Source organism: Klebsiella sp. KE9456 (genome assembly GCF_043832615.1).
Lineage (GTDB): Bacteria > Pseudomonadota > Gammaproteobacteria > Enterobacterales > Enterobacteriaceae > Klebsiella > Klebsiella indica.
Genome location: NZ_JBDYQK010000001.1, coordinates 178,290 through 190,870, shown reverse-complemented (window position 1 = coordinate 190,870; position 12,581 = coordinate 178,290). Strand labels below are relative to the sequence as shown.

At 51.6% G+C, this 12,581-nt stretch carries 9 protein-coding genes and 1 pseudogene; 5 read left to right on the top strand and 5 right to left on the bottom strand.

Annotation, left to right across the window (positions count from 1 at the left end; all coding sequences use genetic code 11):
• Position 1: 1 nt before the first annotated feature.
• Genes ABK821_RS00845 through ABK821_RS00835 form a run of 3 tightly spaced genes read right to left on the bottom strand, consistent with a single transcriptional unit; the run spans position 2 to position 3,861 of the window.
• On the bottom strand, positions 2-2,575 hold the full coding sequence (locus tag ABK821_RS00845) for a fimbria/pilus outer membrane usher protein (protein ID WP_343179125.1): 2,574 nt from the start codon (positions 2,573-2,575) through the stop codon (positions 2-4).
• A 23-nt stretch (positions 2,576-2,598) separates the two neighbouring features.
• Positions 2,599-3,282, bottom strand: coding sequence for a molecular chaperone (locus ABK821_RS00840; RefSeq protein WP_343179126.1), 684 nt, complete (start codon positions 3,280-3,282; stop codon positions 2,599-2,601).
• Between the two features lie 39 nt (positions 3,283-3,321).
• Positions 3,322-3,861 (bottom strand): fimbrial protein, encoded by a 540-nt coding sequence (locus ABK821_RS00835; RefSeq protein WP_343179127.1) that lies wholly within the window; start codon positions 3,859-3,861, stop codon positions 3,322-3,324.
• Between the two features lie 557 nt (positions 3,862-4,418).
• Between ABK821_RS00835 and ABK821_RS00830 the strand changes: the two genes are divergently transcribed.
• Positions 4,419-4,628 (top strand): YdgH/BhsA/McbA-like domain containing protein, encoded by a 210-nt coding sequence (locus ABK821_RS00830; protein WP_138360193.1) that lies wholly within the window; start codon positions 4,419-4,421, stop codon positions 4,626-4,628.
• A 162-nt stretch (positions 4,629-4,790) separates the two neighbouring features.
• Here ABK821_RS00830 and ABK821_RS00825 read toward each other — a convergent pair.
• A pseudogene (locus tag ABK821_RS00825) lies at positions 4,791-4,910 on the bottom strand (EamA family transporter); the annotation flags it as partial.
• Between the two features lie 150 nt (positions 4,911-5,060).
• Between ABK821_RS00825 and ABK821_RS00820 the strand changes: the two are divergent.
• From ABK821_RS00820 to ABK821_RS00805, 4 genes are read left to right on the top strand one after another with little or no spacing between them, the layout of a single operon-like run.
• Complete coding sequence (locus ABK821_RS00820; RefSeq protein WP_171034838.1) at positions 5,061-5,282, top strand: YtcA family lipoprotein; 222 nt, start codon at positions 5,061-5,063, stop codon at positions 5,280-5,282.
• 5 nt (positions 5,283-5,287) lie between these two features.
• On the top strand, positions 5,288-6,316 hold the full coding sequence (gene mdtN / locus ABK821_RS00815) for a multidrug transporter subunit MdtN (protein WP_343179129.1): 1,029 nt from the start codon (positions 5,288-5,290) through the stop codon (positions 6,314-6,316).
• Positions 6,317-6,328: 12 nt separating this feature from the next.
• Positions 6,329-8,272, top strand: a complete 1,944-nt coding sequence (locus tag ABK821_RS00810; protein WP_343179130.1) for an FUSC family protein — start codon at positions 6,329-6,331, stop codon at positions 8,270-8,272.
• Positions 8,269-9,747, top strand: coding sequence for an MdtP family multidrug efflux transporter outer membrane subunit (locus ABK821_RS00805; RefSeq protein ID WP_138360197.1), 1,479 nt, complete (start codon positions 8,269-8,271; stop codon positions 9,745-9,747). The genes ABK821_RS00810 and ABK821_RS00805 overlap by 4 nt, the downstream gene beginning before the upstream one ends.
• Here the strand turns inward: ABK821_RS00805 and ABK821_RS00800 are convergent.
• Positions 9,744-12,446 (bottom strand): LuxR C-terminal-related transcriptional regulator, encoded by a 2,703-nt coding sequence (locus tag ABK821_RS00800; RefSeq protein WP_343179131.1) that lies wholly within the window; start codon positions 12,444-12,446, stop codon positions 9,744-9,746. The genes ABK821_RS00805 and ABK821_RS00800 overlap by 4 nt on opposite strands.
• Between the last annotated feature and the right edge of the window lie 135 nt (positions 12,447-12,581).

Genomic DNA, 12,581 nt, shown 5'->3' with positions numbered 1-12,581 from the left:
ATCAGTCTCCTGAGGGTTGCTGACAAACTAACGTAAGTTCCTGGTAGCCTTGCCCTTTAGTTTGCGGAGAAAGATTTTCAGGTACTTTTATTTGGCATTGTTCAAGAGGCTCATCACCCCATTTGACTGTAAGTTTTTCTCCGGATTTAATACCAGATACATAGGCATCGCCATTCATTCCCACGGTACCACTACTACGCCGTTTCTCATTGAAAACAGTAGCCCCAATATTAGGGTACAATCCGTTATTCATTTTTGTGTGAATGAGCAAACTATGTCCATAGTATGTCTCAAAATTTATACCAACAATGGCTTTTTGAGTTGGCACTGTTTGTATTGTCGCCTGAGGAATATCCAAGCCTGGAGAAAGATCCTCGGTATTCAGTGCTATTGTATTATAACGATACGGTGAAACATTATTAACAACTGCATAACCAAATGGATCAATCCTTACGCCTGGCGCATTGAGTACGGATGTTCCTGCCGCATTATCAGCATGAATAAGAGCAAAAGTGTCACCCAGAGGTTGAGAAAGTGTAATACCTCCAGAATGAGCGACAATTCCGCCGCTCAGATCAACCGTCTTTTGCTTGTAATTTTTATTATAACTATAGCTACTGCTGACGTTCCCCATACTACCTTGATAAGCCAGGTTGGCAGAAGACGTCTGGTTCGACGTTTCATTATGGCCAGTACTGATGCCATAACTTAATCGACCATCATCCAGTAACGTGCCAGAGATCCCTGTGGTATAGCTATCACCTGTTTTCTGATCATGATTGAATTGCGTTGTTGAGGCTATGATATTCTTATCATCATTCCAGAAAAATGGTATTGATAATGTCAGGTTAACACTATTATCTGAATACCCATATTGTGAGCGTGTTGATTGATAGTAAACAGAATAACTCAACCGCTTATAACTACTGTTAAACCCTAGCTGAATCGTTCGGCTTTTTTCACTGGTTCCCCAGTATGTCAATTGGCTCATATTCGCGAAAACGCGTCCATAATCTTTTAACGATTGATTGACGGACAACTCCATTTTAGAGCGTTTGTTTCCGTATCGGCTAGAATAATATACTGAATTATTAGTATAATCCCAGACCGGCGTTCCTTCGGCGATATTATTCGGATCGATATATTCATGCCTATAGATCCCATTATCCCAGTCTCTACGCTCCTGGACCGCATCACTGAAATCATAATATCCGGATGTTGAATAGCGATAACCTGCAAGACGAAAATCAGTACCCAGACTGTTTAATGATTTTGCATAGAGTAATCTAAAGCTAGCACCATTTTTTGTCCCGCCTGAAGCCAGATCCGTCCGGGCATAGCTGCCATCAAAGGAGAGCGCGCCAATTTCGCCCAAGTTCGTTCCAATCCCTATAACAGATGATTGATAATTATTTGCAATCATCATCCCCGCAAATGGAGTTAACTCATGACTTATGCCACGAGAAAACGTACCCTGCAAAAATTGAGGTTCGTAACCAGATAATCCATTATGATAACGCCCTGCGGTAACCTGATAACTCCAGATCCCTTCACGCAACATATGAGAGATTGAAGAATAAGCAACAGTGAAGTTTCTTTCGCTACCATCTGCTTCAGATACAGTGACAAATAAATCCCCACTGGTATTGGGATAAACATCACGAATAGTAAAGGGTCCTGGGGGGACATTCGTACTATAGACAATATAGCCATTTTGACGAATTGTAACCCTTGCATTTGAAGAGGCGACGCCCCGAACAATCGGAGCATAGTTACGCATGCTATCCGGCAGCATGTCATCAACAGAACTGAGTTGTACGCCCCGAAACTGGAAACTATCAAAAACAGTATTGCTGGTCGATGCCTGGCCTACAATTAGACGTCCGCGTACAGATTGAATATCCGTCTCCGCCCAACTCGCCAGATTTCTCCATCTGGAACCATTTGAGCTACTATGGGTAAAAAAACCATTTTGACGAAAACGCCAACGACCTAAATTCAGGCCATTCTCAAGAGAAATATAGCTATACTTTTCATTACTATATATACTATTAGTTTTATTACTATTATCTGTATAACTGATATTATAATTGATAAAATCGGCATTAATGCCATTATCCCACAGTCGGGATGGAATTGAACCTTTCGGCACCACCCGAAGATTCTCCTGCGGTACAGTGAGATCTATCCGTTGTCTACCCGCGTCTACCGCAACACGACTGGATGGAAATATTTTATTAATATTCACACATTTCTTGCTATCCAGTGGCGCAGGAATAATTATGCCATAGTTATAAAGCTGCTCACCTGTAAAGCACGGTTCAACACGGCCGTTTTCTCCATTATGAACGAAAGTAACTGGCAGGCTATCAATAAGTTGATTGTTTAAAAATATATCAAGAGGATATGTACCTTGCTGAAAGGCCTGACCCTGCGAGACCTGTTTAGCTACAGCAACATTACCATCACCATGAACGAATTGCATATTAAACTCTTCGCCAAACACCGATGAAGAGAATATGATCCCTGATAATGTTAAAAGAAATGGGAAACACTTTTTTGTTTTCTTTTTCATAGAGTTATACATGGCTTGTATTTCTATTTTAAAAGCACCCCTGTTACCCTAGTTGTGCCACCGTAATCATTGATATAGCTAAAATCAATTTTGTTCAAACTCATTAATGAAGATGGTAAATTAAATGTCATACTAGAAAATGGAGCGACCATATCGATATCAACATCAGAACCAGCAGATTTGCTCGCACCATATAATTTATTGAGCGATATATACATAGGGCCATCGTTTTTAACATTTACTTTGTTCCCTATTTTTTGCCACTTCAATTTCGCCACTTCTTTTTCCAGCGTCGTATTGATTTCTTTTGGGCGATAGAAGAGTTTAAGTCTACTGTGTACCGCAATTTGCAGTACATTTTGCTTACTGGAGGCCGGAGGTATCTCCTGGTTATTGATCCAGAATAATGACTCGCGATTTGTTGGTAAACCAGAACCAGAGTATATAAATCTCAGCGTTGCATCCTTACCCGCATCAACACGCATAATTGGCGGAACAACCTGAATAGGGATACCTTTGTCTGTTTTTTTGTCAGCAGTTTCTAACCATGTCTGCAACATATAGTTCTGAGTTGTCTTATTTTTTAATGTCAGTGATGCAGATGAATTATTTGAATAATAAATAACCCTGGTAGCCTCTAATTGTAATCCGGCAATCGACGATACTGAAACGAGTTGCAGAAGTATATAAAAGAACACTCTTTTCATATAATACTTACCTTTTAAAGACAACCAGGGGTAGATCAATTATTGATACTCGATGGAGAAGTCAGTGGTTGCATTAGCAGCACCAGATGGTGTTCCGTCTGCATAAGCATAATATCTTGCTGCCATTTTAATGTTCAGCGCACCAGTATCATCAAGAGTCTGGTAAGCAACAGCGTTACTGCTATCACCAAAAGTATATACGCCGCCACTTGACAGATCGGTCACCTGAATACCAACTGAAGATGCAGGATCATTCTCTGCACCGGTCGCAGTAAGAGCCAGAAGATTAGCATTACCAGATACAGCAGTGCCGTCAAAACGAACTTTTACTGAACCAGTTGCACATTCTTTTAAATCAATTTCAAATGGTTTAGGGCCAGCAGTTTGACCAGCAGTAGCAAGTGCTGAACTTGAATAGTTACCCATATCTACCGTAATAGTACCATCCGTTGCATTTGATACTTCACAGCCAGATTGTGTAATTGTACCATTAAAAACAACAGTACCATCTTTAGCTAAACTTGATAATGATGTTAATCCTAAAGCTATAAAAGCACTAGTTAAAAGAATCTTTTTCATTTCAACTTCCTATTTAACTGATATCAGATGAAATTATAAAATGGACATGCAAAATTTACTGAAGATGAATTACATTGAGGAAATGACTCTGGTTCCATCAACTAACTCATTAGTAAATTTCCTGTAACTAACTTTATCTTTATATTAGTTTTTATTAACACCCAGATAATTGGATTTAGCTATAAATTTTGACAATTCAATAGGTATAATGTTTTTCCAAGCTATTCCATTTGATCATTGAATAAAATCACCCCTTAGCGAAATAAAATGCAAAAAGCCTGCGACTATGCATAAAACCAATTATTAATCACCTGAAGCCAGGAAAATCGTTTTGCGAGAGCCTGTTTTTGCCATAGCCGGAAACAGGCGAAAGAAAAATTATCACATTGTTTTTACTTATAAAAACAATCAAAAAACTCAGTTCAATGTCATCCCTCGGTCATAATAATGTGATCTAGATCGCACTTTTTGCAACGCGAGTGATAGTTAGCATGCTTATTATAAACCCATCGAAAGCAACATCGCTTTCCACCATAAAAGTTAAAAGGATACACACCATGAAAAACGTAAAATTACTTGCCGCTGCCGGTATGCTCTCTCTGGTCTCTTTCGCTAGCTTCGCCCAGTCAGTCAGCGTAACCGCAGATACCCTGGACAACGCAGAAGCCAAAATCGCCACGATAGCTAAAGACCACGGTGAGTCCTACCACATTACCGAGGCTTATAACGGTAACCAGGTCCATATGACCGCTGAGTTGTCTAAATAAACAGATGGTTGCAGAGGGAGCTGCCGGACAGGTCGCCTGAGCGCGGCTGGTCTGGCTCCCGCCACACAATAAGTACGCAGCAATGTCGGGCCCCTCAACGGGGCTTTTCTGTTTCGGTCGTGCGGATCTTCGGTGAAATCCCGACGCGTAAATACCGGGAATTTACCGCTTCGCGGCTTCCGATAACACCCGCTGAATCGACAGCACGCTTAACGGTACAATCACCAATCCCACCAGAGCCTTTCCCTCAATCGTCTTCCCCAAAAATATCCAGCCCAAAAGATACAGCCTGAAGCCGTCCGGGATATCTGCCTTTTATTTCATCATGAGTGGGATTAAACTTATTTAACTATGACATAGGTATTCAGGGATTCATTCTTGCAGCGTATTGTAAAGCTGGCGTGCCCGGCACCGTTATTATTCTCGCTTTTTATGCTTTCCGGCTGCTCATTTTCCCCGGCGATTCCGGTATTAGGCGCGGCATTCCCCGGCTGGTTTTTCTGTTTATTAATTGCTGCGTTTTTGCTTATCCCCTGCCATATCCTGATTGTGCGCAATGGGTGGCAATCGCGATTTTCTCCGCTGGTCTTCAGCTATCTGGCGCTGATGTTCCTGTTCGCCACTATTTTGTGGTTCCTGTTCTTCGTAAACTAAATACTATGGCCCAATCCCGCTCAAGCGTTATCCGTAAAAAGTGGCCCTTGCTGGCCCTGGTTCTCGCCGCTATCCTGGCGCTGATTCTGGTTATCTGGCAGCTACAAACCTCGCCAGAAACGAACGATGCCTACGTGTATGCAGACACCATCGACGTAGTGCCGGAAGTAAGCGGGCGGATCGTCGACATGCCGATTCGCGACAACCAGCGGGTTAAGAAAGGCGACTTGCTGTTCCGCATCGATCCGCGCCCCTACCAGGCGATGCTCGACGATGCCAGAGCGCGGCTGACAACCCTGGATGCGCAGATCATGCTGACCCGGCGCACAATCAAAGCGCAGGAATATAACGCGCAGTCGGTCGCCGCCGCCGTTGAACGCGCCAGAGCGTTGGTTAAACAAACCACCTCTTCGCGCATTCGCCTTGAACCCCTGGTGCCGCAGGGTTTTGCCTCGAAAGAGGATCTTGACCAGGCGCGAACGGCGGAAAAAGCCGCGCGCGCCGAGCTGGAGGCCACGCTGTTGCAGGCGAAACAGGCGTCTGCCGCCGTAACCGGTGTCGATGCGATGGTGGCGCAGCGGGCGGGGATCCTGGCGCAAATCGCGCTGGCTGAGCTGCATCTCGAATTTACCGAAGTCCGTGCGCCGTTCAATGGCGTGGTGGTGGCGTTAAAAACCACGGTTGGTCAGTACGCTTCAGCGCTTAAACCGGTTTTTACTCTGCTTGATGACGACCACTGGTACGTGATAGCGAACTTCCGCGAAACCGATTTAAAAAACGTGCGTCCTGGCGTCCCGGCCAGAATCACCGTGATGACCAACCACAGCCGGACCTTCAAGGGCGTGGTTGACTCGGTGGGTACCGGCGTGCTGCCCGACGGCGGCAGCGTAATCGAAGGCCTGCCGGTTATTCAGAAAAGTATCAACTGGGTCCATGTCTCTCAGCGCTTTCCGGTCAAAATTGCCGTCAAAGATCCCGATCCGAACCTGTTTCGTATGGGCGCCTCCGCCAGCGCCGTTCTGCAGCCGCAATAATAAGGAGGCGGTATGCATAGCTTCTGGCCTTTTCTGACCCAGGAACTCCGTGATACGCCGGGGCGAGCAAACTATACCTTACGTCTGACGCTCAGCTGCGCGGTGCTGATCGTCCTGTTCATGACGCTGCATATCCCATTTTTACCCGTCGCGCTGATCGTGGTGTTTTACGTCAGCCAGCCTAACGTGCTGATAATCAAACTGGTCAGTGTCGTTTTTGTGATCACTGTCAGTATCGCCCTGGGCAGCATCCTGCTGATTATCAAGTGGACCTATGACTATCCGCTGATCCGTCTGGTTGCCTCGGTGTTTTTGTTCTTCTGCGCGATTTACCTGATGCGGGTGCTCGGCAAGCTGGGACTGGCCTTCTTCGTGGTGGCGCTGGTGCTTATCTACGCGCAAACCTTCCCGTCGATGACCAGTCAGAGCGAAATTCTGGTGCGGCTGCTGCTGTGGCTATGGGTTGCGATTAACACCGCCATTCTGGTGACGCTGCTGGTTAACGCCTGTTTCCGGCAGGCCTTTCCTGGCTATCAGTTCAGGGCCCGTCTCGTGGTTATGTTGCGTCAGACGGCGCAGATCCTTACCCAATCAGGCGACGGAAAATCACGGCCAACCTTTAAAGAGATTGCCGGACAGTTTAGCCAGCTGCAATCTCTGTATCAGCAGGCCTCACGGGCGACCCCGGAGATTGCCGCCAGTCCGCAGCTCTGGCAATCGCTGATGGCCGCCGTACTGCGCTGCTATCATTTGACGGCGCTGTTACAACCGGGTGATGACCATCCCCATGAGCGCCAATGGATAGCTCACGAGCTTACCGCGCTGGCGGAGAATCTGCCCGCCGCCGCAACGGCCGATTTTCAGCCGCGCGATGTACCGCAGGAGAGCGCTAATAGCGTGATTTTGCAGGAAATCGCGCAGATCCTGACGCGGTTTGCACGCGGCGAAACGATCCCGCTGCCGCAGGGCGAAGTGGAAAAAGCCCCGCTCCTGTTACCGGATGCATGGTCCAATCCGGCCTACCTGCATTTTGCCCTGAAAACGCTACTGGCGACTCTGCTGTGCTACGTTTTCTATACTGCCGCCGACTGGCAGGGCATCCACACCATTATGTTGAGCTGCGTGATTGTCGCCCAGCCCGGTCTGGGAGCCACCATGCAAAAAACGTGGCTACGCATTGGCGGCGCATTGCTGGCGACGCTGATTGCCCTACTGTTGATCGTCTTTGTTCAACCCTGGACCGACTCGCTGAGCGGCCTGCTGGCGATGACCCTGCCGGTTTTCGCGCTGTCCGCGTGGATTGCGGCCGGTTCAGAGCGCATCGCCTACGCCGGTATTCAGATCGGCTTCACCTTCGCGCTGGCATTCCTGAGCTGGTTTGGCCCGCTCAGTAACTTAACCGAACTGCGCGACAGGGTTATTGGTATTCTGCTTGGCGTACTGGTCTCCTCAATTATTCATCTCTATCTGTGGCCGGATAGCGAAGCGCCGCAGCTCAAAGCACGTCTGGCGCAGTTGTATCGTCAGCTTGCCCATACCCTCTCCGCCCGCGATGATGAGATCAAACTGGTGCCGCTGTTTGCGGCGCTGACCAGCAGCGAAACGTTAATGCATCGGGTTGCCGCCGAGCCGCTGGGAACCTACGCGCATCCCTATCCTGATGCCAAAAACTGGCCGGTTCGCGCGACCTTTAACCAGGCCGAGGAAATTGCGTGTTTAAGCGAAGGCTATCGGCTATGCGCCTTGCCGGAAGACACCTTTTTAGCCGACTGCGCCAGGCGGCTTGCGGCCTACGCCCGCGATATCAACCCGTCGCCAAACCCGGCGGAGCCCGCGCGCGCGCTTCATCCGGACCCGGCCAATCCTTTCGGCACGCCGCTGGTCAACGCCCTGGCCGCGCTGCCGGAGTGGTCTTTTACATCATCCGTTATCCTGCCACAGGCAACCAGGTCATGAGAAAAATAATCCTCCCCACGCGCTTCTGGCACGCCTCGCCGCTGGCCTTTGCCCTGATGTTATTGACCGGCTGCGCGTTAATTCAGGACGATCCCGGTCAGGTACCGATGATCAACCCCCAGCAGGCAGAACTGGCGCAGGTGATTCATCTGGCGAACAGCGGCTGGCCGCGTGCCCGCTGGTGGGAAGACTATCGGGATCCTCAGCTCAATATGCTGATCAATCGCGCGTTGCAAAACTCGCCGACCATGCAGGCTGCCAGGCTGCGTATTTCACAATCGCAGTCAACGGTCGAGCTGGCGCAGTCGGCAATGGGCGTACAGGCCACCGCCGTGGCAGCGCAAAACCGCCTGCGGGTAACCAACAGACAGTTCACCTGGCCCTATTCATACTCGCTACCGGTGGATAAAAACGGTCCCTGGTACACGCTGAATACGGTTGGCGTCGGGGCGACGCTGAATATCGATTTATGGGGCGCCGATCGCGCCCGTGTCGCCGCGGCGATTGGCGAGAAGAATGCCCGCCTGGCCGAAACTGCCGGCATCGAACTGGACCTCGCCAGCAGCGTGGCCCAGCTCTATTTCGCAATGCAGGCCACCTTCCAGAAAATCGAATTGCTCAATCAACTGACCGCTATCGCCCGGCTCTCGGTGCAGGCGCATGAACATCGTACTCAGCGTGGCATTGAAGATAGCGTCGATGTCGCCAACGCTCGGGCCGAACTGCTGGCGGCGCAGCAGCAGGTGATTACCGCGCAAGGGACGCTGACGCAGTATCGGGAAACGCTGCGGGCGCTCATTGGCGCCGATGCGCATAATATGCCGGAGATTCATCCCGTGGCGCTGCCGTCGCTCCAGGAGACGCTCCCCGACTCGCTCTCCTTTGCGCTGCTGGCCCGCCGCCCGGATCTGCAGGCCCTGCGCGGCTATGTCAGTGCCTCCATCAGCCAGGTGGATGCGGCAAAAGCGGCGTTTTATCCGCATTTTGATATCAAGGCTTTCTGGGGTTACAACGCCCTCAGCGTCGGCGACTTGTTTAAGTCCTCTTTCCAGCAGATCAACCTGCTGCCGGGACTCTATTTACCCCTGTTTGACGGCGGGCGCTTAAACGCCAACCTGAAAGCGACGCGCACGGCGAGCAATATTCTGATTAAGCAATACAACCAGGCGGTACTGGATGCGGTTCGCGATGTGGCGATTAGCTCCAGCCAGCTGAACGATTTGAACCAACTGGCCGCCCTGCAACAACAAAAAGTGACGGCGGCGATGGCGACCACTGACAGCGCCAGCGCCCACTACCAGCGCGGGCTGCTCAGCGACTATGCGGCGCAGGAGGCGCGCCGTCCGGCCATCGCCCAACAGCTTTTGCTGCTGGATATCGAGGCCCGGCGCCTCAGTACCGATGTCTCGTTAATTAAAGCATTGGGCGGCGACTATCGCGGCCCGGCATCAAGCGGGAGTGAAAAGCCACGCTAACTTAACAGGCGCCACTGCCGCGCCTGATTGACCGCCTGAATGCGGCCTTTAACCTGTAGCTTTTCATAAAGCTGTTTAAGGTGCCATTTGACAGTCTCCGCAGAAATACCCAGTTCGCGGGCGACGCCTTTATTGGAATAACCGTCGGCAATCAAACGCAGCGTCTGCTGCTCCCGCTCAGTAAGGTGCAACGCGGGCGGCTTATTGATCACGATGCCGACAGCCGCAAAGCGGGAGAGCAAAGACGATATATCGGCGATCAGCGGATCATCTGCCGCGCCGCGCTTCAGCCTCTCCTCCAGCAACGCAGCCATGTCTGCGCCGCCATCCAACAGGCTGCGCAGTAGCCCCTGATGCAGCGCGCGTGAAAACGCGGGCCGGAAGACGTCCATCGCCTGTTCGCATGCTTCTGCCTGCCACAGGGCGACCGCCTGCATCAGTCGCAAACGTACGGCAAACAGCCACTCGCCGCTGGTTTCCCGAACGCTGGCCAGTTTATCCAACAGCCGCGCGGCAGCCTGCGGCTCACCATTCGCAATAAGTAAACGGCTCTGGCTTAAGGCAACATATCCGGCAACCGCGTCCGTCTGGTCAAAAGACTGTAAACGAAGCAGCAGCGCATCAGCAGCCAGTTTATTCCCCGCGTGGAGCGCGAGCGCGAGGCGCTCCGCCAGCAACGGTGCCTGCGCCCGTAGCCAGCCTCGCTGAACAGCCACCCCCTCAGCATGAAGTAACAGCGATTCAGCTTCTGCTAACCGCCCCATTTCGCGGGCCTGACGGGCCAACACAACGTAACAACGGATCAGGCCGTCCGGCGGGCAAAAATCATCGATCATTCCCAGCCGTGGAATCAGCAGGTTTTGAATCTGCACTTCTTTACCCTGTTCCCAGGCGATCTCCGCCAGGATTGGCGCCAGAGTCGCGCCGCTGCTGGAATTCACGCCGGTATGTTGTTCGGCATGGCGCAGCGCACGGAACGCCTGGCGTTCCGCTTCGGCAAGATTACCCTGTCGCAGATAGCTCTGCGCCATAACGAACGCCCGGTAGACCTCCACAAACAGGTTGCGGTTAGCGACACGCACGCCCGACACTTTCTGCTGAACGTCCAGCGCCTGCTGTGGCCGGGAATCCGCAAGGTGACAATAGCTGAGGATGTTGCACACCAGGCCATCGACCCAGATATCGCCGCAAGGGACCTCGCGCAATAGCGGTTCAACGATAGCGATACTGCTGGCAATATTGTCAGCGAAGGCTTCGCAGATAGCGCGAACCACGCGTAATTTGACCCACGAACTGTGAGTCAGCACATCGCTATGCGCCGCGACTTGCGCATCAATAGCATCCAGCAACTGGCGCGCCTCACCAAAACGGAAGCGATGCGCTAACGCCCAGGCCAGATTAAGCTGTAGCGCAATGCGCGACGGGTCCTGACTGGCGGGTAAATAGCGGATCCAGCGCACCAGAGTATCAATATCCCCCTCTTCCGCCAGCGACTGCGCGCCGGCTTCCGCATCTTTCGCCACCGACTTCCCGGCGGCCAGCGCATGGCGTATCGCCTCAGCCCATAGCTGCTGCGCAGCGAACCAGCCGCTGGCGCGATCGTGCAACTGGCGAATATCAATCTCACGGCTGTGGCGCAAGCGGTACCGCAGGGCGTCGCGCATCAGCGGGTGGTAGCGAAACCAGACGCCGCTCTCGTCCAGCGCGGACAGAAACAGGTTGTGCTGTTCTATCCATTGCAACATCTCCCTGGCGTTATTTTTGCCGCTGACGGCATCACACAACGCCGGATGCAGACGATTAAGCACAGAGGTATGCAAAAGAAAGTCGAATACCGCCGGCGGCAGCGGCGCGAAAATAACTTCCTCCAGGTAGCGTGAGAGGGAGCGCGCGCTGGCGCTAAGCCCCGTCATCACCGTGGATGCGTCCGGGGACAGCGCGGCCATTTTCATCCCGGCCACCCACCCTTCCGTGAGCGCAATAAGTCGGGGAATAGCCTGCGGTTTAAGCCCGGCAGCGCCGGAAAAATATGCGCGGGCTTCGCCGGGGTTAAAACGCAACTCCGGGTCATACACCTCCAGCAACTGATCCTGCATTTGCAGGCGGCTAAGAGCCAAAGGCGGTTGGTAGCGACTACCGATAATCAAGTGCAGAGCCGGCGGCGCATGGTTCAGCAGCCAGCTCATCCCCTGGTGAATCGCCGGATCGCTGATGTACTGGTAGTCGTCAAGAATCAGATACAGCGGGTGCGGGCACTGGTTAAGCTGATTGACAAGTTCGGCAAAAAACAGCGTGATATCAGCAGGCAGTTCCCCTTGCAGAATATGCAGAAACGGCGGGCTCCATCCCTGCCACAGCGGCCTTAACGCCTCCTGTAGATAGCGCATAAACAGCAGCGGCGCGCCGTCATCTTCATCCAGGTTCAGCCACGCCAGCGCATCCCCCTGCTGCTGGCGGTATCGATACCACTGCGCCAGTAGCGTCGTTTTACCAAAGCCTGCCGGGGCGCACACCAGCGTTAAGCGGCGAGATACAGCGGCGTCAAGGCGCTGCAGCAGACGTTCCCGCAACAGCAGCGTTTCCGCCGTACGGGGCGGCGTAAAGCGGGTGGAGATAAGCGGCAACGTGCGCGTAAAGCGAAAAGGTTCCTGGTGATCAAACGCTGCCAGTGGATCATCCGCTGAGGATAAAAAAGCCATACCACGATTACCTCTTGATTCCGTCCGTCCGGCTATCCCCCCCATCAGGGGAGTAGGCCATGCTTGTCGTGCCCGATAGAGTAGTTTAATCCTCCGCCACTGCTACGTCGTCAGTCGCGGATATCCATAGTTTAT

Excerpts from the sequence above, each read along its gene's own strand:
- ABK821_RS00820 (WP_171034838.1), top strand. The coding sequence starts at position 5,061 with ATGCTTTCCGGCTGCTCATTTTCCCCGGCGATTCCGGTATTAGGCGCG.
- ABK821_RS00805 (WP_138360197.1), top strand. The coding sequence starts at position 8,269 with ATGAGAAAAATAATCCTCCCCACGCGCTTCTGGCACGCCTCGCCGCTG.
- ABK821_RS00810 (WP_343179130.1), top strand. The coding sequence starts at position 6,329 with ATGCATAGCTTCTGGCCTTTTCTGACCCAGGAACTCCGTGATACGCCG.
- ABK821_RS00845 (WP_343179125.1), bottom strand. The coding sequence starts at position 2,575 with ATGAAAAAGAAAACAAAAAAGTGTTTCCCATTTCTTTTAACATTATCA.
- ABK821_RS00830 (WP_138360193.1), top strand. The coding sequence starts at position 4,419 with ATGAAAAACGTAAAATTACTTGCCGCTGCCGGTATGCTCTCTCTGGTC.
- ABK821_RS00800 (WP_343179131.1), bottom strand. The coding sequence starts at position 12,446 with ATGGCTTTTTTATCCTCAGCGGATGATCCACTGGCAGCGTTTGATCAC.
- ABK821_RS00840 (WP_343179126.1), bottom strand. The coding sequence starts at position 3,282 with ATGAAAAGAGTGTTCTTTTATATACTTCTGCAACTCGTTTCAGTATCG.
- mdtN (WP_343179129.1), top strand. The coding sequence starts at position 5,288 with ATGGCCCAATCCCGCTCAAGCGTTATCCGTAAAAAGTGGCCCTTGCTG.
- ABK821_RS00835 (WP_343179127.1), bottom strand. The coding sequence starts at position 3,861 with ATGAAAAAGATTCTTTTAACTAGTGCTTTTATAGCTTTAGGATTAACA.